The organism is Rhodanobacter aciditrophus (genome assembly GCF_050026795.1).
In the GTDB taxonomy this organism is placed as follows: Bacteria; Pseudomonadota; Gammaproteobacteria; order Xanthomonadales; family Rhodanobacteraceae; genus Rhodanobacter_A.
On sequence record NZ_JALBWP010000010.1, the window covers coordinates 13,682 to 37,693 of the forward strand.

At 70.3% G+C, this 24,012-nt stretch carries 18 protein-coding genes; 7 read left to right on the plus strand and 11 right to left on the minus strand.

The window, feature by feature from the left end:
- Nucleotides 1-79 precede the first annotated feature (79 nt).
- From ACQGNW_RS05065 to ACQGNW_RS05105, 9 genes are all read right to left on the minus strand, one after another.
- Nucleotides 80-2,503 (minus strand): GH92 family glycosyl hydrolase, encoded by a 2,424-nt coding sequence (locus tag ACQGNW_RS05065; protein ID WP_426662039.1) that lies wholly within the window; start codon nt 2,501-2,503, stop codon nt 80-82.
- A 286-nt stretch (nt 2,504-2,789) separates the two neighbouring features.
- Nucleotides 2,790-4,316 carry a CoA-acylating methylmalonate-semialdehyde dehydrogenase gene (locus ACQGNW_RS05070; RefSeq protein ID WP_426662040.1) on the minus strand — a complete coding sequence of 509 codons (1,527 nt, stop codon included), beginning with the start codon at nt 4,314-4,316 and terminating at the stop codon, nt 2,790-2,792.
- 250 nt (nt 4,317-4,566) lie between these two features.
- A complete protein-coding gene (gene iolB / locus ACQGNW_RS05075; RefSeq protein WP_426662041.1) occupies nt 4,567-5,361 on the minus strand; it encodes a 5-deoxy-glucuronate isomerase in 795 nt (264 codons plus the stop codon).
- A complete protein-coding gene (gene iolE / locus ACQGNW_RS05080) occupies nt 5,358-6,287 on the minus strand; it encodes a myo-inosose-2 dehydratase (protein ID WP_426662042.1) in 930 nt (309 codons plus the stop codon). Before iolE ends, iolB begins: the two co-directional genes overlap by 4 nt.
- Entirely contained in the window at nt 6,280-8,154 is a 1,875-nt protein-coding gene (iolD, locus tag ACQGNW_RS05085; RefSeq protein WP_426662044.1) for a 3D-(3,5/4)-trihydroxycyclohexane-1,2-dione acylhydrolase (decyclizing), read from the minus strand. Before iolD ends, iolE begins: the two co-directional genes overlap by 8 nt.
- A complete protein-coding gene (locus ACQGNW_RS05090; protein ID WP_426662045.1) occupies nt 8,151-10,097 on the minus strand; it encodes a bifunctional 5-dehydro-2-deoxygluconokinase/5-dehydro-2-deoxyphosphogluconate aldolase in 1,947 nt (648 codons plus the stop codon). The genes iolD and ACQGNW_RS05090 overlap by 4 nt, the downstream gene beginning before the upstream one ends.
- Before the next feature lie 40 nt (nt 10,098-10,137).
- Nucleotides 10,138-10,941 carry an ATP-binding cassette domain-containing protein gene (locus ACQGNW_RS05095; RefSeq protein WP_426662046.1) on the minus strand — a complete coding sequence of 268 codons (804 nt, stop codon included), beginning with the start codon at nt 10,939-10,941 and terminating at the stop codon, nt 10,138-10,140.
- 10 nt (nt 10,942-10,951) lie between these two features.
- Nucleotides 10,952-12,112 carry an ABC transporter permease gene (locus ACQGNW_RS05100; protein WP_426662047.1) on the minus strand — a complete coding sequence of 387 codons (1,161 nt, stop codon included), beginning with the start codon at nt 12,110-12,112 and terminating at the stop codon, nt 10,952-10,954.
- A 29-nt stretch (nt 12,113-12,141) separates the two neighbouring features.
- Nucleotides 12,142-13,170, minus strand: coding sequence for a sugar ABC transporter substrate-binding protein (locus tag ACQGNW_RS05105; RefSeq protein ID WP_426662048.1), 1,029 nt, complete (start codon nt 13,168-13,170; stop codon nt 12,142-12,144).
- Between the two features lie 461 nt (nt 13,171-13,631).
- On the opposite strand from ACQGNW_RS05105, the gene ACQGNW_RS05110 reads away from it, so the two are divergent.
- The 6 genes from ACQGNW_RS05110 (at nt 13,632) to ACQGNW_RS05135 (ending at nt 18,717) form a co-directional block, all read left to right on the plus strand.
- Complete coding sequence (locus ACQGNW_RS05110) at nt 13,632-14,210, plus strand: methyltransferase family protein (RefSeq protein WP_426662049.1); 579 nt, start codon at nt 13,632-13,634, stop codon at nt 14,208-14,210.
- Between the two features lie 134 nt (nt 14,211-14,344).
- A complete protein-coding gene (locus ACQGNW_RS05115; protein ID WP_426662050.1) occupies nt 14,345-16,138 on the plus strand; it encodes a DUF885 domain-containing protein in 1,794 nt (597 codons plus the stop codon).
- 74 nt (nt 16,139-16,212) lie between these two features.
- Nucleotides 16,213-16,521, plus strand: a complete 309-nt coding sequence (locus ACQGNW_RS05120; RefSeq protein WP_426662051.1) for a YciI family protein — start codon at nt 16,213-16,215, stop codon at nt 16,519-16,521.
- Between the two features lie 87 nt (nt 16,522-16,608).
- Entirely contained in the window at nt 16,609-16,971 is a 363-nt protein-coding gene (locus ACQGNW_RS05125; RefSeq protein ID WP_426662052.1) for a YciI family protein, read from the plus strand.
- Between the two features lie 80 nt (nt 16,972-17,051).
- Entirely contained in the window at nt 17,052-17,441 is a 390-nt protein-coding gene (locus ACQGNW_RS05130) for a YciI family protein (protein WP_426662053.1), read from the plus strand.
- 40 nt (nt 17,442-17,481) lie between these two features.
- A complete protein-coding gene (locus tag ACQGNW_RS05135; protein WP_426662054.1) occupies nt 17,482-18,717 on the plus strand; it encodes an RNA polymerase sigma factor in 1,236 nt (411 codons plus the stop codon).
- A gap of 5 nt (nt 18,718-18,722) precedes the next feature.
- Here ACQGNW_RS05135 and ACQGNW_RS05140 read toward each other — a convergent pair whose 3' ends face one another.
- Nucleotides 18,723-19,709, minus strand: coding sequence for an alpha/beta fold hydrolase (locus ACQGNW_RS05140; protein ID WP_426662055.1), 987 nt, complete (start codon nt 19,707-19,709; stop codon nt 18,723-18,725).
- Between the two features lie 61 nt (nt 19,710-19,770).
- Complete coding sequence (locus ACQGNW_RS05145; RefSeq protein ID WP_426662056.1) at nt 19,771-21,636, minus strand: M1 family metallopeptidase; 1,866 nt, start codon at nt 21,634-21,636, stop codon at nt 19,771-19,773.
- Between the two features lie 203 nt (nt 21,637-21,839).
- Between ACQGNW_RS05145 and ACQGNW_RS05150 the strand changes: the two genes are divergently transcribed.
- Nucleotides 21,840-24,002, plus strand: coding sequence for a putative bifunctional diguanylate cyclase/phosphodiesterase (locus tag ACQGNW_RS05150; RefSeq protein ID WP_426662057.1), 2,163 nt, complete (start codon nt 21,840-21,842; stop codon nt 24,000-24,002).
- Nucleotides 24,003-24,012 lie beyond the last annotated feature (10 nt).

A 24,012-nucleotide genomic window follows, 5' to 3' on the forward strand; every position in this document is an offset into this window, starting at 1 on the left:
TGTCTAAGCCTCGGCTATCGTCGGCGTGACCGATGGCCCGGGCAGGGGAAAGCGGGAATGCACGCGCGTGCATCGGCGATCAGCCGGCCACGCCGCCGAACGACGGCGGACGGTCGGCCGGCGCGGCGCCGAAGCGCTCGTTCGGCGTGGCGCCCATCTCGAACACGAGCCTGCCGCCGGCGGCCAGCTCGGCGTGGCCGATCCAGCTCTTCGTCCATGGCCGGCCATTCCACGTGACCGACTGGATGTACGGGCGGCCTGGTCCGTTGCCCCGGCTCTCCACCGTGAGCACGCGGTCGCGGCCGACGTCGATCTCCGCATGGTCGAGCAGCGGGCTGCCGAACACGTAGTGGGCGCTGACGGGGTCGACCGCGTACAGGCCCAGCGCGCTCATCACGTACCACGCGCTCATCTGGCCGCAGTCCTCGTTGCCGGCGATGCCGTCCGGTGCCGCCGCGTACATGCTTTCCAGCAGCATGCGCACGCGCGCCTGGGTCTTGTGGTGCGCGCCGGCGTAGGCGTAGAGGTAGGCCACGTGGTGGCTGGGTTCGTTGCCGTGCGCGTACTGGCCGACCATGCCGGCGATGTCCGCCGGTGCGTCGGCGGGCAGCGTCGCGTCCGCGTCGAACAGGCCGTCGAGCTTCTGCACGAACGCGGCGTCGCCGCCGAACAGCTGCATGTACCCGTACAGGTCGTGCTGGTTGAGGAAGGTGGCCTGCCAGGCGTTGGACTCGGTGAAGTCGCGCCACTGCTTCGAGTGGCCCATGCCGCGCGGGTCGAACGGCTCCAGCCATGCGCCGTCGCTGCCGCGCGGGCGCATGAAGGCGAGCCTGTCGTCGAACAGGTGGCGGTAGTTGCGCGAGCGTTCGCGCAGTGCCCTGGCGTCGTCGTGCGCACCCACCGCCTCGGCGAGATGCGCCATCGCCCAGTCGTCGTAGGCGTATTCCAGCGTCTTGCTGACCGCCTCGGCCTCCTTGTCGCCGGGGAGGTAGCCCAGCTTGCGGTAGTACGGCAGGCCGCGGTAGTCGTCGTCCATCGCGCGCTTGCGGAACACCGGCCAGGCACTGGCGTAGTCGATGTCCCGGAAGCCCTTGGCATGGGCTTCGGCCAGCACCACCGCGGAGTGGTAGCCGATCATGCAGCCGGTCTCGATGCCCTGCAGCGGCCACACCGGCGGGCCATCCGGGCTCTCGACCGCCATGCGCACCAGCCCGTCGACCAGGTCGGGCACGCGCTCCGGCTGGACCAGCGTGAGCAACGGATGCTGCGCGCGGTAGGTGTCCCACAGCGAGTAGGTGCTGTAGTTGTGCCGACCCTCGGGCAACTGGTGGATCGCCTGGTCCATGCCGCGGTAGCGGCCGTCCACGTCGCTGAACAGGGTGGGCGCCAGCAGGGTGTGGTACAGCGCGCTGTAGAAGGTCTTCAGCACCGGTGCGGGCGCGTCCTTGACGCGGATGCGGCCCAGCTCGCGCTCCCAGGCCGCGGTGGCGGCGCGCCGCACGCCGTCGAAATCCCAGCCGGGGATTTCCGCGTCGAGGTTGCGCAGCGCGCCGTCGGCGTCCACCGCCGACAGGCCGACCTTCACCAGCAGCGGCGCACTGCCCGCGTCGGCGTAATGCAGCGCGGCCTTGAGGCGGGCGCCTTTCGCTTCCTTCGCGCCTTGCAGCGGCTTGTCGTCCGCATGCAGGTCGGCGCGCGTGAACGGGCGCGACAGCTTCAGCGCGAAATAGATGTGCCGGCCGTTCGCCCAGGCGTGCACGCGCCGGCCGCCGACCAGGGTGTCGTTGCCGACTACGCGCAGCTCGGCGTCGGTGATGTTCGGTGGCTGCGCCGGGTCGGTGTGGTAGCCGTGCGCGAGATCCAGCAGCAGGTGCCCCGCGCCCTGGTTGGCGAAGGTGTAGCGGTGCAGCCCCGCGCGCAGCGTGGTCGTCAGCTCGGCGAGGATGTCGTGATCGGTGAGGCGCACGCGGTAGTAGCCCGGCTGCGCCTGCTCGGATGCCTGGTCGTAGCGCGAGCGGTAGCCACGCCCCGGTTGCGCATGGCGGCCCGGCAAGAGGGCGTTGGGGTTCGGCACGCCGTCGTATTTCGAATGGAAGTTCTGGTCCGGCAGGCCGCGGCTGCCCGGCTGCAGCAGCACCGGACCCTGCGCGGGCATCAGCAGCACGTCGAGCATGTCGCCGATGCCGGTGCCACTGAGATGGGTGTGCGAGAAACCCATGATCGAGCCGTCGCCCTGGTGGTAGCCGGACGCGGCGTCCCACCCGCTTTCGTGGGTGTCGGGGCTGAGCTGCACCATGCCGAACGGGAGCGCGGCGCCGGGATAGGTGTGCCCGTGTCCGCCGGTGCCGGTGAACACGTCGACGTGGCGGGTCCAGCCGGTGGCTGCCGTCGCATCGGCTGCGGTCGCGGTGCGCCCGGCGGCGAACGCCGCGGACAGGCCCGGCCGGCTACCAAACAGCGCCAGCGAGGCCGCGCCTTGCAGGAAACGTCTGCGGGTCACCATTCACGCTCTCCCCCATACGCAAATCGACGACAGGAAAAGGCACTGCACCCGCTGCGACCGCAGCGACGCCGGCGGACAGTGCCGCGCTGGCGAAGCCAAGGATGCGTGCGCCCATACTCATTTGCAACTTGCATTGCACAAAACCGTAATCATGAAAAATAAATTCTGTTCGTGACCGGAGCATGACCGCTGGTCGAGGAAACGGTTAAAGGTTTCCGTCGGCCGGGTTTGTTTCGCCCGGTTTGTGCGGACGGCGTGGCCGCGGGGTGCGCGCCTGGCGGCGGGCTCAGTGCGCCGGCATGGCGAACTGCGTGCCGCGGCCGGCGGCATCGGCCAGCCAGCGCTGCGTCACCGCCTTCTGCCGGGTGTAGAAACGCACGCCCTCGGGTCCGTAGGCGTGCTGGTCGCCCATCAGGCTCTTCTTCCAGCCACCGAAGCCGTGGAACGCCATCGGCACCGGGATCGGCACGTTGACGCCGACCATGCCGGCCTGCACATGGTGGGCGAACTCGCGCGCCGCGTGGCCGTCGCGGGTGAAGATCGCGGCGCCGTTGCCGTAGTCGCTGTCCTCGATCAGCCCGAGCGCAGCGGCGAGATCGGCCACGCGCACGACGCACAGCACCGGTCCGAAGATCTCGTCGCGGTAGACGCGCATGTCCGGGGTGACGCGGTCGAACAGCGTGCCGCCGAGGAAGTAGCCGTGCTCGCGGCCGGGCACGCTGCAGCCGCGCCCGTCCACCACCAGTTCGGCGCCGGCGGCGATGCCGTCGCCGATGTAGCCGGCGACCTTGTCGCGATGCTGCGCGGTGATCAGCGGCCCCATCTCGGCCTGCTCGTCCATGCCATCGCCCACCCGCAGCGCGCGCACCTTCGGTGCCAGCCGTTCGACCAGCGCGTCCGCCGTGGCGTCGCCCACCGCCACCGCGACCGAGATCGCCATGCAGCGTTCGCCCGCCGCGCCGTAGCCGGAACCGACCAGTGCATCGGCGGCCTTGTCGAGGTCGGCGTCCGGCATCACCACCATGTGGTTCTTGGCGCCGCCGAGCGCCTGCACGCGCTTGCCGGCCGCCGCGCCGCGCGCGTAGATGGCTTCGGCCACCGGGGTGGAGCCGACGAAGCTCACCGCCCGCACCCGCGGGTGGTCCAGCAGCGCATCCACGGCGGCCTTGTCGCCCTGCAGCACGTTGAACACGCCGTCAGGCAGGCCGGCCTCGGTCAGCAGTGCGGCCAGCAGCAGGCTGGCGCCGGGATCGCGCTCGGACGGCTTCAGCACGAAGCTGTTGCCGCAGGCGATCGCCATCGGGAACATCCACATCGGCACCATCGCGGGGAAGTTGAACGGCGTGATGCCGGCGCACACGCCCAGCGGCTGGCGCATGGTCCACGCGTCGATGCCGTTCGCGATCTGTTCGGTGTAGTCGCCCTTCAGCAGCTCGGGAATGCCGCAGGCGTACTCGACCACCTCCAGCCCGCGCAGCAGTTCGCCGCGGGCGTCGGAGAGCAGCTTGCCGTGCTCGCGGGTAATCGTCGTGGCGAGCTTGTCCATGTCGCGCTGGAGCAGCTCCCGGAAGCGGAACATCACCCGCGCCCGCTTCAGCGGCGGCGTCTGCGCCCACGCGGGGAAGGCGGCTGCCGCGGCCGCGACGCAGGCATCCGCTTCCTGCGGCGTGGCCAGCGTGATCTCACCGATCTGCGCGCCGCTGGCGGGGTTGTGCAGGGGCATTCTGGCGCCGCTGCCGATGCGGTGCTGGCCGCCGATGTAGTGGCCGATCACGGTCGGCGCAAGGGTGGATGCGGAAGCTTGGGCGGACATGTCGCTTACCTCTCAAAGTGCGCGGTTTTCTCCCTCTCCCCTTGGGGGAGAGGGTCGGGGTGAGGGGTAGCTCCTGCGGGAGATTTCCATCGAAGACGTGCTTCGATCAACGCCCGTCGCGAGCACCCGCCCCTCATCCGGCCCTGACTCGCGCCATCCCTGGCGCTCGCCCTGCGGGCCGGCTTCGCCGTTCCGCCGGCGCGTCCGCACCGGCAGGTCGGGCCACCTTCTCCCCGCAGGGGAGAAGGATCTAAGTCATCAGCCAGTCGTGCGCCGGATCGTTCCTGAAATGCCACACGCGCCGCGGCCCGGCCATCACGTTGAGGTAGTAGCCGCGGTAGCCGTGCGGCATCACCACCGGGTGATAGCCGCGCGGCACCATCACCACGTCGTGATCGCCCGCCGCCATCGATTCGTCGAGATCGCGCGCGTCGGTGTACACGCGCTGGAACGCGAAGCCCTGCGGCGGATCGATGCGGTGGTAGTAGGTCTCCTCCAGCGCGCTCTCGTCGGGCAGCCGGTCGGTGTCGTGCTTGTGCGGGGGATAGCTGGAGGAATGCGCGGCCGGCGTCACCACTTCCACCACCAGCAGCGATTCGGCGGGCGCGCTCTCCGGCAGGATGTCGCAGATGTAGCGCGTGTTGCTGCCCTGGCCGCGCACCGAGCGCCGCATGTCGGCGGCAGGCAGCAGGCGCACCGGCAGTTTCCCGCCGGCCGGCGCGGTGGCCAGCGCCAGCTCCGCCGCGTCGTGCGCGGTCACCTCGAAACGGGTGCCGGGCGGCGCGTAGACGGCGTCGGGCGAGCGTTCGTCGAACACGCTGGCGCGGCCGCCCAGGCGCGCGAAGCGCTGCGTGCCGGCCAGCACGTCGGCGCTGCCGGCCAGCACCACCAGGCAGCCTTCGCGACCATCGGGCAGCACCAGCTGCAGGCGCTCGCCCGGCGCCAGGCGCCAGGCCTCGAAGCCCACGTGCTTCCAGCCCGCCGATGCCGGCGTGACCCTGACGATCTCGCGACCCTGCGGCCGCCCCTTCACCAGCAGGCTCATGCGACCCTCCGGTGCGGCGCACCGTCGACCAGTGCGCGCAGGGTGCGGTAGCCCCTGGCGGCACAGGCGTAGCTCGGCGCTACGGCGGGATCCTGTTCGGCCTCGACGACCAGCCAGCCTTGATAACCGTGCGCGCGCAGACGCTCGACGATCGCGGCGAAGTCGATGGCGCCGTCGCCGGGCACGGTGAACACGCCGTTCAACACCGCGTCGAGGAAACTCCACTGGCGGTTGAACGCATGGCGGATCATCGCCGGGCGCACGTCCTTGCAGTGCACGTGGCAGACACGCTGGATGTGCCGGTCGAGGATCGTCAGCGGATCGCCGCCGCCGAAGCAGGCGTGGCCGCTGTCGAACAGCAGCCCCACCTCCTCGCCGGTGTGCGCCATCAGGCGGTCGATGTCCCCGGGCGACTCCACGTAGGCGCCCATGTGATGGTGGTAGGCCAGCCGCACGCCGTGCCGCAGCAGGTAGCGGCCGAACGCGGTGAGCCGTTCGCCGTAGCGCCGGAAGGCGTCGTCGTCGCGGAAGCGCGGTCGCTTGTACAGCGGCACCGACGGCTCGCCCTGGATGGAACCGGCCACCTCGCCGTACACCATCACCTTGCAGCCGTTTTCGGCGAGCAGGCGCAGGTGCGGCGCGACGGCGGCGATCTCTTCGTCCACCGGACGCTGCGCGAGCCGGCCCGAGTACCAGCCGGACACCACCTCCAGCCCGTAGCCGGCCATCAGCGTGCGCAGGGCCGCCGGCTCGCGCGGGAACTTGTTGCCCAGCTCGAAGCCCTGGTAGCCGATCGCGCGGCCCTCGGCCAGCGCGGTCGACAGCGGCGTCTCGCCGCCGAGCGCGGGCAGGTCGTCGTTGCTCCAGCCGATCGGGTTGATGCCGATCTTCACCTCGAAGGGCCGGGTGGCGGTTTGATCAGTCATGGATCTTCCCTGGGTTGGAACCGGACCGCTTTTGCATGGCCGCCTCGTAGTCGCGCCGTGCGGCGCGCACGTCTTCGCGCTCGGACACCTCGGGCACCGCCACGTCCCACCAGCAACCGCCCTCGGCGGTGGTGCGGCGGTGGTCGGTGTCGATGGCGATCAGGTAGGTGCGCGCGGCGGCGCGGGCACGCTGCAGCGCCTGTTCGAGCCCGGCGATGTCGTGCACGTGCTCCGCCTCGGCGCCCATCGCGCGTGCGTGCGCCGCGAAGTCGATGGCCGGTGCGCCGTCGTCGAGCATGTTGTTGAACGGCGCGCCGCCGCAGGCCTGCTGCAGGCGATCGATGCAGCCGAAGCCGCGGTTGTCCAGCACGATCACGATCAGCTTGCGGCCGAGCGTTACCGAGGTGGCGATCTCGGCGTTGAGCATCAGGTAGCTGCCGTCGCCGACCATCACGACCACCTCGCGGTCGGGCTTGGCCATCTTCACGCCCAGGCCGCCGGCGATCTCGTAGCCCATGCAGGAGTAGCCGTATTCCATGTGGTAGCCGCCGGGCGTCTCGGTGCGCCACAGCTTTTCCAGCTCGGCCGGCAGCGTGCCCGCGGCGCCGACCACGATGTCGCCGCGCGCGGAATCGGCGCGCGAGCGTTGCACAGCGCCGATGACCTCGCCGTCGTAGGGCAGCATGCCCGCCGGCGGTTCGCGCCGGCCGGTGACGCGGTCCACGATGGTGCGCCAGTCCGCCGCGGCGCGTTCGGCGCGGGTGCGCCAGGCGGTGTCGGTGCGCCACGGGCCGAGCGCGGCGGACAGCGCGTCCAGGCCCAGCCGCGCATCGGCGACGACCTGCACGCCGCCGCCCTTCAGCGCATCGAAGCCGTTGACGTTGAGGGTGACGATGCGCGCCGCGCGGTACAGCGCGTTGGAGCCGGTGGTGAAGTCCTGCAGGCGGGTACCGACCGCCAGCACCAGGTCGGCGTCGGCCAGCAGCGCGTTGGCGGCGGTGGCGCCGCTGACCCCGGCTGGTCCCAGCAGCAGCGGGTGCTGCCAGGTCAGCACGCCCTTGCCGGCCTGGGTCTCGGCCACCGGCACGCCATGCGTCTCGGCGAAGCGGCGCAGCGCCTCGCCGGCGCCGGCGTACAGCGCGCCGCCGCCGGCGACCAGCACCGGCCTCCTGGCCTCGCGCAGGGCCTGCGCGGCCTCGGCGAGGGCGTCGCCGGCCGGCGGCGTGCGGCGGAATGCGTGCACGCATTCGGCGAAGAAGCTTGCCGGCCAGTCGTAGGCCTCGGCCTGCACGTCCTGCGGCAGCGCCAGGGTGGCCGGGCCGCACAGCGCGGGATCGGTCAGCACGTGCAGCGCGCGCGGCAGCGCGCTGAGCAGCTGCTCTGGCCGCACGATACGGTCGAAGTAGCGCGACACGGGGCGGAAGCAGTCGTTGACGCTGACGGTGCCGTCGCCGGCATCCTCCAGCTGCTGCAGCACCGGGTCCGGCGCGCGCGAGGCGAAGGCATCGCCCGGCAGCAGCAGCACCGGCAGGCGGTTGACGTGGGCCAGCGCGGCGGCGGTGAGCAGGTTGGTGGCGCCGGGACCGATCGACGTGGTCACCGCCATCATGCGCCGGCGCATCTGCGCCTTGGCGTAGGCGATCGCGGCGTGCGCCATCGCCTGCTCGTTGTGCGCGCGCCAGGTAGGCAGCCGCTCGCGCTCGCGGTACAGCGCCTCGCCGAGGCCGGCCACGTTGCCGTGGCCGAAGATCGCGAACACGCCTGCGAACAGCGGCTGCAGGGTGCCGCTTTCCTCGTCATGTACCTGCTGCGCGGCGAGATGGCGCACCAGCGCCTGGGCCATCGTCAGCCGCACGGTGGCGCTCATGCCGCGACTCCGTCGCCAAGCACGCGCGACCCGCGTGCCTGCCGCCACAGCTCCGCGAGTTCGGCGAACTGGCGCGCGGCCTCGGTCACCAGCGCCGCGTCGTCGATGTCGCCCTGCAGCCACGCACGCGCCGGCCCCAGGAACAGGCTGCGGCCGACCGCGAAACCGCGGCAGCTGGCGCTGCGCGCGGCGGCCTGGAAGCCCTCGGCCAGCTCGGCGAACGGCGCGTTCAGGCCGAGCAGCACGACCCCGCGGCAGTACGGATCGCGCCCGGCGATCAGCGCGTCGATCGCGGCCCAGTCCGGCGCCGGCAATGGCGCCAGCTTCCACCACTCGGGGCGTATCCCTAAGTTGTAGATGCGCTGCATCGCGCGCAGCACACGTTCACCGGGTGTGCCGGTAGCGTCCGGATTCGGTGGCGGGATCACTTCCAGCAACAGCTCGTGGCCGCTGTGCAGCACCGCGTCGTACAGCGTGCGCAACTGCGTCTCCTGCTCCAGCCGCGCTTCCGCCTCGCCGTCGGGATCGAACGGCACCAGGCATTTGACGACGTGCTCGGCCGGCCAGTGCTGCAGCTGGCTGCCGACCGAGCGGCCGAACTCGAATTCCAGCGGGTTGGAGCCGGGCATCTCCACCGGGCGGCCGACCCACCAGCCACGCCCGGTAGCCGCATTCAACGCATCCTGGCCGTAGCGCTGGTCGATCAGCACGCCCACGCGACCGTGCAGGCCGAGTTCCTGTTCCGTGCGGGCCACCGCCTCGACCAGCAACTGCTTGAGCCGTGGCAGGCGCGATTCGTCCGCGCCGCACTCGCGCGCCAGCTCATGGAACTGGCTGCGATGGTCGAAGGCGAACACGTGCAGGTCATTCCACGCCCGCCGCGGCACGCTTGCCCGATGCAGGTGCGCCAGCTCTCTGTCCGCGTCCGGTAGCGGCAAGTGCTCGCCGTGCGCGAGGAAATAGTCCAGCTCCGCGCGACTGGGCATGGCCGGCGCGCAGCCGTGGCGCGACACCACCAGGGCGCCGCAGGCGTTGGCATAGGCACAGCTGCGCCCGATGCCTTCCTCGCGCAGCCAGCCGTACAGGAAGCCGGCCAGGAAGGCGTCGCCGGCGCCGAGCACGTTGAGCACTTCGACGCGCGTGCCGCCGTAGGTCGGCGCCTGATCCAGGCCGGCCGGAATGGCGCCCTCGACCACGCTGCAGCCGAATGCACCGCGCTTCACCACCAGGGTGGCCGCGGTGGCCGCGCGGACCGCGCGCAGGGCGGCGATCAGGTCGGTGGCGCCGCCGGCGATCTGGAATTCCTCCGCGGTGCCGACGACCAGGTCGAAGCGCGGCAGGATCGCCTGCAGGTGCGCGGTGACACCGGCGTCGGCGATGAAGCGCGTCTCGCCGTCGGCGCGGCCGGTCAGGCCCCACAGCACCGGGCGGTAGTCGATGTCCAGCACGGTGCGCACGCCGTGGCGGCGCGCGATGTCCAGCGCCTTCACGCTGGCGGCGTGCACGCCGGGCGTGGAGAAGTGGGTGCCGGTGATCGCCAGCGCGCGGGCGGAGGCGACGAAGGCCTCGTCGATGTCGTCCTCGCACAGCGCCATGTCGGCGCAGTTCTCGCGGTAGAAGATCAGCGGGAAAGTGTCGCGGTCCTCGATGCCGAGCAGCACCAGGGCGGTCAGCCGCTCGCGGTCGATGCGCACCTGGCTGGTGTCGCAGCCTTCGCGCTGCAGCGTCTCGCACAGGAAGCGCCCCATGTGGTCGTCGCCGACCCGGCTCAGCATCGCCGTGCGCAGGCCGAGCCGCGCGGTGCCGAAGGCGACGTTCGCGGAGGAGCCGCCCAGATACTTCGCGAAGCTGCCGGCATCCTCCAGCCGCGCCCCGGGCTGCTGGGCGTAGAGGTCCACCGCGAGGCGGCCCAGGCAGATCAGGTCGTAGGTACGTTCGTTCATCGCTGGCCAGGTGTGGGGAGTGGGGGCGGTCGAAGGGGACTCAGGCGGCGCTGCGGCCTTCCAGTTCGTCGACCAGGCCGCGGATCTCCGCGTTGCCGGACATCATCTCGAGGACCTCGCCCTCGCTGATCGCGCCCTTGGCGAAGGTACCCAGCGAGCGGCCGCGGTTGAGCACGGTGAAGCTGTCGCCGACCGGATAGGCGTGGTGCACGTTGTGGGTGATGAAGACCACCGAGATGCCCCGCGCGCGCGCGGCGTGGATCAGCTTCAGCACGTTGCAACTCTGCTTGACCCCAAGTGCGGCGGTGGGCTCGTCGAGGATCAGCACGCGGGCGCCGAAGTGGATCGCGCGCGCGATCGCCAGGCACTGCCGCTCGCCGCCGGACAGGGTGCCGACCGGCTGGTGCGGCGAACGCACGTGGATGCCCATTTCGGCGAGCTTGCTCGTGGATACTTCCGCCGCCTGCTTCATGTCCATCACCGGGATCACGCCGAACAGCCGGCGCATCGGCTCGCGCCCGGCGAAGAAGTTGCGCGCCACGCTCATCAGCGGCACCAGCGCCAGGTCCTGGTAGACGGTGGCGATGCCGCGGTCCAGCGCTTCGCGCGGCGACCTGAAGTCCACCTCGCCGCCGTCGACCAGGTAGCGGCCGCGGTCGGGCCGGTGCACGCCGGCGAGCATCTTGATCAGGGTGGACTTGCCGGCGCCGTTGTCGCCGAGCAGGCAGTGCACCTCGCCGCGGCGCAGGCGCAGGGTGACGTCCTGCAGCGAGATCACCGTGCCGAAGAACTTGCTGACGCCTTCGAGCTGCAGGATGTAGTCGTGCCTGTCCGCGATCGTCATGGCGGCGTCCTCACTGGCCCGCGCCGGCGCGCGAGCGGCCGGCCTGCGTGCGGATGTAGTGGTTGAACAGCACCGCGAGCAGCAGCATGGCGCCGAGGAACACCCGGTACCAGTCCGAGTCGATGCTGGTGAATGAGATGCCGACCTGCACCACGCCGAAGATCAGCGCGCCGAAGCAGGCGCCCAGCACCGAGCCGTAGCCGCCGGTGAGCAGGGCGCCGCCGATCACCGCCGCGATGATCGCCTCGAACTCCTTCTGCAGGCCGCGGTCGGCCGCCGCGGAGCCGACGTCGGCCACCTGCAGCACGCCGAACAGGCAGGCGCAGAACGCGGTGAAAACGAACAGGCTGATCTTCACCCGGTTCACCGGGATGCCGGCGTTCGTCGCCGCGTGGTTGTCGCCACCGACGATGAACACCCAGTTGCCGAAGCGCGTGCGCGACAGCAAGAAGCCTGCGCCCACGGCCACCGCCAGCCACCACAGCAGCACCTTGGGCAGGCCATCCACCACCGGCGTGCCGTCCGGCAGCGCGTCGACGAAGCCGGCATGGGCGAGCCGGACGAACAGGCCGTGGAACGCGCTGCCCTGGAACAGCGTGCCGACTAAGGGATCGGCGGCCAGCCGCTCCCCCATGCCGCCGACGATGGTGCTGTTGGCGAAATGCGTGGACAGCACCAGGGTGCCGCCGCGCAGGATGAACATGAAGGCCAGCGTCACGATGAAACTGGGCAGCCGCGTGCGCACCACCAGGTAGCCGTTCAGCCAGCCCAGCGCCATGCAGCCGGCGAACGCGAACAGCGCCGAGGCCCACACCGGCCAGCCGAGGAAGGATGCGGGTACCGCCATCATCATGCCGGCGAAGCCCACCATCGAGCCGATCGAGAGGTCGAACTCGCCGGCGATCATCAGCACGCACGCCCCTACGGCGAGGATGCCGAGGTAGGCGGCGACCTGGGCCCAGCTCATCACCCCGTCGAGGTTGAACATGCCCGAATCGCCGGCGAATACGCCGAACAGCACGAACACCAGCACCGTGCCGGCGATGGCGCCGAACTCGGGGCGGTTGAACAGGTCGCGCCAGCGCGGGATATGGCGGACGCGTTCGTCCGCCATGGTGCCGAGCACGGCCGGCTTGCCCGGAAGGGCGGCTCGCGAAGTGGTCGCGTTCATCGCGTCTCCGATGTCGTCGTTCCCGGAACTCAACGGAATTGCCCCGCGTACCGGGCGACAACGTCCACGTTGTCCCGGGTGACGAAGGACGGGCCGGTGTTGACGCCGCTGTCGACGTAGGCGGGATCCAACCCGTAGGTCTTCAGGCGCGCCTGGAATTTCGGGTTGGCCTTCAGCGCGGCCAGGATCATGGCCGGGTCGCGCGTGTGCCGCGCGTGCGCGATGGCCAGCGCGGCGACCGCCACGTAGCCCTGCAGGTAGGGTTGCTGGTCGATCGCGAAGGCGATCTCGCCGCTCCTGATGCCGGCGATGATGGCGGGCGACAGGTCGAAGGTGCAGAAGTAGACCTTGCCGGCCAGGTTCATCCGGCGCAGCGCCTGCAGGGCGGGCTCGGCCGAGCTGGGGCCGAGCGCGAGCACGGCCCGGGTACCGGGATGGTTGCGCAGGTAGGCGCTGGTCTTGCTGCGCACCACGACGGGGTCCACGCCGGAATCGATCATGGATTTGCGCGCGTCCACCCCCAGCGCATCGGCGAAACCCCTGCAGCGCTGGAACGAGGCGGCGTTGGTGGCGTAGTGGTTGACGCAGACGAACGAGGTGACGCCGGCTGCCCTGGCGCGTTCGCCGGCGGCCTTGCCCGCCGCGTACTCGGGCTGGCCGATGTGCATGATCGCGCCCAGCTTTGCGCTTTCCTGCGGTGTGCCGGAGTTGATCGTGACGATGGGAATGCCCTTGGCGGCGATGCGCGCGGCCGGCCTGGACAGCACGTCGTAGTCGGCGATGTCGAAGGCCACGCCGTCGTAATTGCGCGCGGCCGCCACTTCGAGCAGGCGTGCCATGTCGGCCAGGTCGCCGTCGGGCGGATTGCGGTAGTCCACCTGCACGCCGAAGTCCTCGCCGGCCTGCCGGATCGCGTTCCTGACGGTGTTCCACCACACGTCCGAATCGGCGGCATGGCTGACCAGCACGTAACGCCCGCCCGCGGACGGAGCGTCGGCCGCCGTCGCCACCATGGCGGCAAGCGCCAGGACCAGTGCGAGCAGCCATCGAGTCCGCATGCCACCTCCAGAGCGTCGATGCCGGCGCGCCGGCAGTTCAACAACGAAGCGTGCCGCCGAAACGTTACGCGGACTGGACAAGGATAGGAACGTCCGCACGAAATGCAACTTGCATTGCACAAATATGAATTTTAGAAACAAACTTCCATAACGGGTACTGTTGCCCGCCACCCGTGCCGGCCGCCCTCCCGGTGGCCATGGTGCGCTCGCGGCCAATGCGCCGCGCGGCTTGCGCGAGGCAGCGGGATGCGCCAGGCCGTCCGGCGTCCGCCCCGCGCGGGAAGCCGATGACCTGTTCTTCGGTAAGACGCTTCGTCGCGTCCGGCCTGCTTCGGCTGGGGTTGGGACGCCAGGCCGCCGTGCCACGCGAAACCGGGGGGACGTTGGCCTGACAACCGTCACTCGATCGCGGCATGGCGAAGGGGCATGCTGACGGCATCGCCCCCACGGGAGCCGCCGCCATGTCCTTCCCCTTCGGCACCGTCGTTGCGCTGGCCTGGATGGCCTGGCTGCTGTACTGGTTCGTGAGCGCGTTCGGCACCAAGCGTGCCGCGCGGGTGGACAGTTTCGGCACGATGCTGGCGTACCGGGTGCCGTTGCTGCTCGGCTTCATCCTTCTGTTCGCGGGCCGTCCGTGGGCCGGCGCGGACTGGTTGTGGCGGGACTTCCGGCCGGCCTCCGTCACCTGGGACTGGCTGGGCCTGCTAGTGCTGTTGCTCGGCTTGGGCGTCGCCTGCTGGGCGCGCGTGGTGCTGGGGCGCAACTGGAGCGCCACGGTGCAGCTGAAGCAGGAGCACGAGCTGGTGGTGGCCGGTCCCTACAGCCGGGTAAGGCACCCGATCTACACCGGCATCCTGCTCGGCCTGCTCGGCACGGCGCTGGTCTTCGGCCAATGGCGCGGGCTGCTGGCGCTCGCGCTTGCGGCCGCCGCGTTCTGGTTCAAGCTGTGCCACGAGGAAGCCTGGATGCGCGAACGCTTCGGCACGGCCTACGTGGACTACATGCGGCACACCAAGGCGCTGATTCCCGGCCTGCTGTGACGGGGAGTCTGCCGAGCCCGGGGCACGGCCCGTCTTGCCGTGCGCAGGGGCAGGCCGTGTGCCGATGCCTTCCGGCACATCCGCGCGAAAAAGTGGCTGTGCTAGCTTCGATCCTCTGCTGTCGGGGGAGCACCATGTCGAAGCGATCCGTAGCCGTCGTGTTGCTTATGACGCTGGCCGCCGGCGCCCATGCCGCGCCAGCCGCCGACCCGGCCAGGCCGGCCACGAAACCCGTGCCGGCCTGGGTGCAGAAAAGCAACGCCGATGCGCAGGTGCTGCTGAGGGTGCTGGCCGAGTTCAACCCGGAGGCTGCCTCGAGCTTCGGCCTGCCGGGCTACGACGCCAGGGTGGTCGATCTCAAGCCGGACGTGGGCGAGCGTTCGCGCGCGGCGCTGGGGCAGGCGCGCGACACGCTGCGCAAGGAGCTCGCCGCGGAGACCGATGCGGACGTGCGCAGCGACCTCGAGATCATGATCGACGCGGCCGGCCGCGACATCGAGAGCAGCAAGCTCAGCGACCGGTACCTGCTGCCGTACACCGACGTCGGCCAGACCGTCTTCCAGGGCGAGTTCGCCCTGTTGCAGGACCAGGTGGCCGCCAGCCGCCGTCCGCAGGCGCTGGCGCGCCTGAAGTGCTACGTCGGCATGGCGCCGGGCTGTGCGCCGGTGACGAAGGAGGCGGAGGCGCTGTTCGAGGCGAAGCTCGGCGACCGGCAGCTGCTCGGCCCTTACAGGATCGAGGTGCAGCAGAACCTCGCCAATACCAGGCGCTACGTCGACGGCGTGCGCCAGCTGTTCGCGAAGTACCGGATCACGGGTGCCGGCCCCGCGCTCGAGGCGCTGCAGCAGCAGCTCGGCGACTACGACGCCTGGGTCAAGGCCACCGTACTGCCGCATGCGCGCAGCGACGCTCGCCTGCCGGCGCCGGTGTATGCCGATGACCTCAAGCAGGTGGGCATCGACATTCCGCCGCAGCAGCTCATCAGGGCGGCGGAGCTGGAATACATGGAGACGCAGGCGCAGATGCAGCTGCTGGCGCCGGTGGTGGCCAGGGCAGAAGGATTCAAGGCCACCGGCTATCGCGAAGTCATCAAGGATCTCAAGAAGCAGCAGCTCGACCGCGGCTCGATCATGCCGTACTACCACGGAGTGCTGGACAGGATCGAAGGCATCGTGCGCACGCACCACCTGGTGACGTTGCCGGCTCGGCCGATGATTATCCGGCTGGCCTCCGAAGCGGAGAGCGCGGCCGAGCCCGCGCCGCACATGGACCCGCCGCCGCTGATCGGCAACCACGGCGAGCGCGGCAGCTTCGTGCTGCCGCTGGGAAACCCGCCCAGCGGCAAGGGCGGCAACGAGGCCTACGACGATTTCACCTGCAAGGCCTGTGCGTGGACGCTGACCGCCCACGAGGGGCGCCCCGGCCATGACCTGCAGTTCGCCGCGATGGTCGAGCATGGCGTTTCGCTGGCGCGCTCGCTGTTCGCGTTCAACAGCGTCAACGTGGAAGGCTGGGCGTTGTACGCGGAGTGGATGATGGTGCCGTACGAACCGCCGGGTGGCCAGCTGATTGCGCTGCAGCTGCGCCTGCTGCGTGCGGCGCGTGCCTTCCTCGATCCGATGCTCAACCTCGGGCTGATCACGCGCCAGCGCGCGCACGACATCCTGGTCAACGATGTCGGCTTGTCCGAGGCGTTCGCCCGCGAGGAGCTGGACCGTTTCATGTTCCGCTCGCCAGGCCAGGCGACCGCCTACTTCTATGGCTACTCGCGCATCCTCGACCTGCGCGCGCATGCCGAAATCGCGCTGGGTGACCGCTTCGACCTGCAGCAGTTCAACGACTTCCTGCTGGCGCAGGGGCTGCTGCCGCCGGACCAGATGGCCGAGGCGGTGGACAGGCAGTTCATTCCCGCGCATCAGAAGCACTGAATGTGCGGAGGCGGTGGGGCGCCGTCCCGCCGCCGGCAATCCTTTCATCGCAAGTCGATTGGGAGGTGCATCGCATGCGTTGCTACTGCTGCCGTCTGCTGCCGCCGCGCGCCAGCTTTCAGACCGATGTCACGCCGGCCGAACTCGTGCTGATGAAGGCCCATGCCGCCTACTGGCGCGACCGCATGCGCGAAGGCAAGGTGGTGGTGTTCGGGCCGGTGGCCGATTCGCAAGGCGCGTGGGGCCTGCTGGTGCTGCAACTGCCGGACGATGCGGATCCGGGTGCGCTGACCGACGCCGACCCGGTGATCCGCGCCGCGTGCGGTTTCCGTTTCGAGATCCACCCGATGCAGGCCGTGCTGCCGGAGTCGTCGCCCGGCTAGGATCGGGCGCAGGTCGAAACCGCTGCCGCTGGCGCGTCTTGGCAACAGGCGCCACGCTGCCGTGGCGCCAACACCGGGAGCCATGCGATGACCTACACCATCCTGATCTACGAAACCGCCGCTGACTTTGCTGCGCGCAACGATCCCGACCCGGACCGGCGCGAAGCCTACTGGTCGGCGTGGCCACCCTATGCCGAGGCGCTACGGGCGGCAGGCGTGTTCGCGGGCGGAGCGGGGCTGGAGCTGCCCGACACCGCCACCACGCTACGTTTCCGCGGCGAACAGCATCATGTACAGGACGGACCGTTCGCCGATACCAAGGAGCAGCTCGGCGGCTTCTTCATCATCGACGTACCCGACCTGGATGCCGCCCTGGTCTGGGCCGCACGGGTGCCGCGTTCGCCAGGGCGGATCTGCGAGGTGCGACCCAACCTGAAGCCGATGGGTTGAGAGCCTGTCGAAACCGTGGTCGCACGCACGTCCATGCCATGGACGCACGCCGCGTCCGCCAACCTTTCCGGAGATCCGCCATGCAATGCACGATCTTGATCCACGAGCAGGCCCAGGTCATCGCCATGCGCCGCGACCCGGCCCGGCAGGCCGCACTGTACGCGCCGATCGGCGCCTACCTGGAAGCCCTGAAGGAAGCCGGCGTATTCGTCAGCGGCGCCGGGCTGGAAGAGCCGGCCACGGCGACCGTGTTGTCCGCCGCGGGAAGTGGCTGGCAGGCGCAGGACGGCCCCTACGCCGACACCAAGGAACAGCTTGCCGGCTTCTTCCTGATCGACGTGCCCGACCGCGCCGCCGCCCTGGCCTGGGCGCGGCGCTGTCCGGTGCTGCCAGGGCGTACGGTCGAATTGCGCGGCAACCTGTGCCGGCCGGAAGAGATGCAGCCGGCGGTGCGTGCCGCGCAGGCATGAGCGCGGCGCGGTGCCGACGGCATGCAATGACGGCGGCTGCATGAGCGATGACGGCGCGCATCGTGCAGTCGAGCAGGCGGCGCGTGCCTCCTATGGCCGTCTGCTTGCCTTCCTCGCCTCACGCACACGCGACGTTGCGGCGGCCGAGGACGCGCTGGCCGATGCCTTCCATGTTGCGCTGGAACACTGGCCGCGCAATGGCGTACCCGCGCAGCCGGAAGCCTGGCTGCTCACCGCCGCGCGGCGTCGGCTGATCGATGCCGCACGGCGCGCCCAGGTACGCCGCGACGCGCTGCCAGCCTTGCTGGCCGCGGCGGACGCGGCGGTCGAGCAAGCCATGCCCGATGCCGTGTTTCCCGACGAGCGCCTCAAGCTGCTATTCGCCTGTGCGCATCCGGCGATCGCCGGCGACGTGCACACGCCACTGATGCTGCAGACCGTGCTGGGGCTGGATGCCGCGCGCATCGCCTCGGCCTTCCTGGTGAAACCGGCCACCATGGGCCAGCGGCTGAGCCGCGCCAAGGCGAAGATCCGCGATGCCGCCATTGCATTCGAGGTGCCGTCGGCCGGCGAGCTGCCGGCACGGCTCGGCGCCGTGCTGGAGGCGATCTACGCCGCCTACGGCAGCGGCTGGGACGACGTGGCCGGCGCCGACCCGCGGCGCAAGGGCCTGGCCGTGGAAGCGCTCGCGCTGGGCCGCACGCTGCTGCAGCTGTTGCCGACCGAGCCGGAGGTGCGCGGCCTGCTGGCGCTGATGCTGTATTGCGAATCGCGCCGCGCCGCTCGCCGCGGCGAAGACGGTGCCTACGTGCCACTGTCGCAGCAGGACACCGCGCAGTGGTCGCGGCCGATGATCGGAGAGGCAGATCGCCTGCTGCAGGCCGCGCAGCAGGCAGGGCGGCTGGGGCGCTTCCAGCTGGAGGCGGCGATCCAGTCCGTGCATGCACGTCGCGCCACCACCGGCACCACCGACTGGGATGCCTTGATGCTGCTGTACGGGGGACTGGCATCCCTCGCACCCACCATCGGCGCCCTGGTGGGTCGAGCCGCCGCCGTGGCCGAGGCGCGTGATGCGACACAAGGCTGGTCGTTGCTGCAGGCGATTCCCGTCGACGCCGTGCGCGACTACCAGCCTTACTGGGCACTGGCAGCGCATCTGCTCGCGCGCTTGCAACGCCATGTCGAAGCCGACGTCGCCCGCGAGCGGGCGATCGGCCTGTGCGAGGACACGGCGATGCGGGTGTTCCTGCGGCAACAGGCGCGCGACCCGCAGTAGCGGCTTCAGTGCGACAACGCGAACGCCGTGAGGATCTGCGCGGTTTCCCCGGGCTTTTCCAGCTCCGGCATGTGGCCGCAGCCGCTGAGCGTGCTGGTGCTGATCGCGCTGGCGTGCGTCAGGCCGTTGCGCAGGCTGTCCAGCGCGGAGAGGTCGATCACCTTGTCGTCCTTGCACCACAGGCCGAGCACCGGCATGGTGAGCTGGCCGAGCCGGTTCTGCACCGAGAGGTATTGCGAAGGCTCGCGCAGCTCGTTGAACACCTTGGCGATGAAGGGGTGGTCTTCCACGTTGCGTGCTACCAGCACGTCGACGAAGCGGCCGGGAATGTCGGGCCGGGTGTCGGACACCAGGCTGGTGGCGCGCCAGAAGCCGGCACGGCTGGAGAATGCGAACGGGTCCTTGCCGGCCAGCGATTCGCGCACGAAGGCGTTCTGCTTGAACTTCAGCCCGAACGCGTCGAGCAGCGCCAGCTCGCCCACGTGCCTGGGGTGTTCGGCGGCATAGACGCCGGCGATCGCACCACCCATCGAGTGGCCCGCCAGCAGGAAGCGGCCGAGCCCCAGCGCCTGCACGAAGGTCTGCAGGCGCGCCGCCTGGCTGTCGATGTTGTAGCTCGCGTTCATGTCGCGCGAGGACTCGCCCCAGCCCGGCAGGTCGGGAATGATCAGGTGGAAGTGCGGCGTGAGTTGCCGGGCTACCTCCAGCCACACCTCCTTGCTGTCGGCAAAGCCGTGCAGCAGCACGATGGTGGGGCCCTGGCCGCCCTCGTAGTACGACCAGCGCGTGTCGCCGGCCTGCACGGATCTCTTCTCCAGATGCGCGGCCATCGCCTCGCGCGCGATGTTGGCGCTATACAGCCACTGCGGTGCGAACAGGTAGCTGCCGCCCAGCAGCACTGCCAGCACCGCCACCACGACGGCGAGGAATTTCAGCCGGCGGACCAGCATGCGCTGCCAGAGCGGACGGGTGGAAGCGTTGGTGTCGGACATCGGCTGCATCCTCGGGAATCTGGGCCCCTCCCCCGTACGCGGGGGGAAGGGCGGCATCGGTTTACCTGGCGGCGGCCTGTTTCGCCACCGCCTTGGCGAACAGCCGTTCGATGGCCTGCTGCGTCAGCGGGTGGTAGCCGTCCTTCGCCCTGGCGTAGACCCGCCTGGCGTAGGCGAGGCCGTCCGGCGTCCTGGCGAACGCGGCGTACACCGGCATCGTGAGGTAGAGCCGGCCGATGCGGGTCATGTGCTCGGCGGCGGCCGGCCACGCGGCACGGTCGCCGGCGGCGATGGCGTGCACGTACCAGCGCATGCCGATCTCGGCATTGTGCGTGCCGGTGAGGTGCCAGGCGGCATCGATGGCCTGCACCTGCCCGAGCGTCGGCACGTCCGGCAGGCGGTCGAGGAAGTACATCCATTCCTGGGTGTTCCAGCCCCTGGCGTCCAGCTTCGCGGCGGGCAGGCTGCCGGCGAGGAAGGCCGCGCGCTCCCGGTCAATCGCGTCGAAGCGCGGCGAGTCGGGCAGCGGCGCATCCTTGGGGATGCCGGTGCCGTAGACCCACTGCCGCACCTCGTCCCAGCTCATCTTGCCGGGGTACTTGTCGATCAGGTTCGGCTTGAGGTACGCCAGCATCTGCTCGGTGGTGATGCTGTGCCAGGCGAAGTGGTCGAAATAGCCCTTGAGGTACGCATCGAAATTCTTGCGGCCGAACTTCTGTTCCAGCGTGCGCAGGAACCACGAGCCCTTGCTGTAGGCCACGTCGGACAACGCATCGTCGCCGCCCAGGCCCCTGGGGTCGGGCGCCAGCTTCTGTGCGTTCGCCGGCAGGCGGCCGATGTCCTTCTGCAGCGCGCGCGCGGACAGCAGCGTCTCCTCGTCGGCCTGGCGCTTGCCGTACAGCGCCTCGGTGAGGCGGCCCTGCACGTAGGTGGTGAAACCCTCGTTGAGCCAGATGTCGCGCCATGCGGCACTGGTCACCAGGTTGCCCGACCAGGAGTGCGCCAGCTCGTGCGAGATCACGCTGACCAGGCTCTTGTCGCCCACGATGATCGTCGGCGTGGCGAAGGTCATGTCGGGGTTTTCCATGCCGCCGTAGGGGAACGAGGGCGGCAGCACCAGCAGGTCGTAGCGGCCCCAGCGGTAGGGGCCGTACAGCGACTCGGCGGTCTCGATCATCTTCTCGGTGTCGGCGAACTCGCGCGCGGCGCCGTCCACCACCGATGGCTCGGCGTACACCGCCGAGCGTGGTCCGGTCTCCTTCACCGCGATGTCGCCCGCGGCGATCGCGAGCAGGTAGGAGGGGATCGGGTGCGGCTGGTCGAAGCGGAAATCGCCGTCCAGCGGATGCCTGGCGTCGTTCAGCGCGCTCATCACCACGCGGATGTCCTTCGGCGCGCTGACGTGGGCATCGTAGGTGAAGCGGATCGCCGGCGAATCCTGCAGCGGCACCCACGAGCGGGCATGCACGGATTCGGACTGCGAGAACATGAACGGCGCCTTCTTGTCCGCGGTCTGTGCGGGCGGCAGCCACTGCAGGCCGCTGGCGTCGGGCGAGGTGGCGTAGGTGATGCGCACCTGCGCCGGGTGCCCCGGGGCCTCGATGGTGAGCTTGCTGCCCAGCTCCTGGTCGGCTGGGGCCAGCGCGTACTTCAGCGCCTGTGTCCCGCCGTTCGCGTCCACCGCGGCCACCGTGGCGATCTTCAGGCCGCGCGTGTCGAGCACCAGCGTCGGGGCCTTGGGGTTCTTCCAGGCCAGCGCGAGCGTGGCCACGCCGTCCAGCTGCCGGTGCGGGAAGTCGATCTTCAGGTCCAGGTCGAGGTGGGTCACCGCCACCTGGTCGGGTTGGGCGTAGGAATTGGGGTCGTTGGCGCGGGCGGCCAGCGGCAGCACGAGGGCGCCGAAGGCGAGGACGGGAAGCAGGCGCATGCAGCGGCTCCGGCAGGGAAACGGAAGCGCGAAGTATGCCATTGCCGCGCCGCGGGCCGCCCGTGGCGGAAGGCCTGGGCGCGCGCTGCCGGCAGTTGCCGCGGTGGCTGTTTCCGGAAGGCAAAATGGCGCAAGCTTTTGCCATGGGGTGCCGATAACGCATCGGGGGCCGGGGGGCGCCAAAAGGGGGCAGGGTGGTTGACGTGGATCCGCCGGTGTTCGGCTACTTCGCTGCCGCGCTGATCGCCACCGCGGGCATCGCGCTGGCTTCCGGCGTGCAGTTCGTGGTGATCGGCCTGTGGCGGCGGCGCGAGACGATCTATCTGTCCTACGCGATGCTGTGCCTGTGCATCGCCGTCCTCGCGTCGGGCAACCTGCTGTTGCGCAGCGCCGGCGACCTGGCCGGGGCGACGACGGCATTGCGCTGGATGATCGGGGCGTCGATCCTGTCCTTCCCGCCCTTCGTGGCGTTCGTCAGCGCCTATACCGGCACGACGGCGGGCTGGCGCGTGAAGCTGGCGCTGGGTGCGCTGGCGCTGCTGTTCCTGTGGCTCAACCGGGAGACGCCGACCACGCTGTTCTATACGCGGCTGGCGCCGACATCCGGCATCGTGCTGCCCTGGGGCGAGCGCCTGTACGGCGTCGGCGGCGCGATCTCGGTCTGGGGCTGGCTGTTCCACCTGGCGACCTACGCGCTGTTCCTGTGGGCGCTGTGGCGCGCGTGGCGACAGTTCCGCAGTGGCGAATCGCTGCTCGCCCTGCTGCTGGGCGTCTGCCTGCTGCTGCAGTTCGCGGCCCTGCTGTGGGGCGATATCGCGATCGACCTGCTCGGCGTGCGCTCGCCGTACCTGGACGCTTTCGCCTTCCTGCCGTTCGTGCTGCTGATGAGCCTGTCGCTGGCGGCGCAGCTGCGCCAGCGTTCGATGCAACTGGAGCAGGCCCGGCGGCAGCTGGAGGCCGAGGCGCACACGCGCCGCGAGGCCGAGTCCGATCTGCGCCACATTGCCTATCACGACAGCCTGACCGGCCTGCCCAACCGCGCCCATGTGCTGAACAGCCTCGCCGAGCTGCGTGCCGACGCACTGGCAAGCGGCCACTGCGCCGCGCTGCTGCTGATCGACCTGGACAATTTCAAGACCATCAACGACGGCCTGGGCCACCACGTGGGCGACCAGCTGTTGCAGGCGATCGCCGACCGTCTGCTCGCCGCGGTGCCGCCCGAAGCGATGCTTGCGCGCCTGGGCGGCGACGAGTTCGTGTTGCTGCTGGGGCCGCTGCAGGGCTCGTCCACCGAGGTGCAGGCGCGTGCGCAGCAGGTCGCCGCGAACATGATCGCGCGCCTGTCGGGGCCGACCACGGTGGGCCATCGCGTCCTCGCCGTCGGAGCCAGCGTCGGCGTGGCGGTGTTCCCCGCCGGCGAGGAAGACGTGGCCGACCTGCTGCGCCGGGCCGACATCGCGCTGTACCGCGCCAAGGCGGCCGGGCGCAACACGGTGCGCCTGTTCCTGCCGCCCATGCAGCAGGAGGCCGGCATGCGCCTGACGCTCGAGCGCGGCCTGCGCGCGGCGCTGGAGCAGGGCGACATGGATGCGCAGTTCGCCCTGCACTTCCAGCCGCAGATCAGCCCGCAAGGCGAGTTGCTGGGCGCGGAGGCGCTGCTGCGCTGGCGGCATCCGCAGCTGGGCAACCTGCTGCCGGCGGAGTTCATCCCGATGGCCGAGGAGAGCGGACTGATCCACGCACTCGGTCGCTGGGTCGTCGGCGCGGCCTGTGCATGCATCCGCGCGTGGGACCGCGACGGCGTGCCGTTCCATGGACGCCTGGCGGTCAACGTGAGTGCCTGGCAGCTCGCCCAGCCGCGGCTCGCCTGGCTGCTCGATGCGCAGGTGCGCGACGCCGGCATCGATGCGTCACGGCTCACGCTGGAGCTGACCGAAAGCGCGCTGCTGCACGATTTCGACAGCGCGCTGGCGATCCTCGAGCAACTCGCCGGCGCGGGTTTCCGCCTGGCGCTGGACGACTTCGGCGTCGGCTACTCCGCGCTGAGCTACCTGCAGCGCCTGCCGCTGGACATCCTGAAGATCGACCGCGCCTTCGTCAGCGAGCTGACGGCCGAGGCCGCCAGGCCGCTGGCCGGCTTCATCATCGACGTGGCCCATCGGCTCGGCATCGTCGCGGTGGCCGAGGGCGTGGAGACGGAATCGCAACGCGCCGCCCTGGAGCAGATGGGTTGCGACGGCCTGCAGGGCTACCTGATCTGCCGTCCGCTGGACGACGCCGGTTTCCGCCAATGGCTGGACGAACACGAGCGCGTCCATTCCCTGCGGCAGGCGCGGCGCGACGGCGGGGCCGCAACCGGCGGCTGACCGCGGTGCG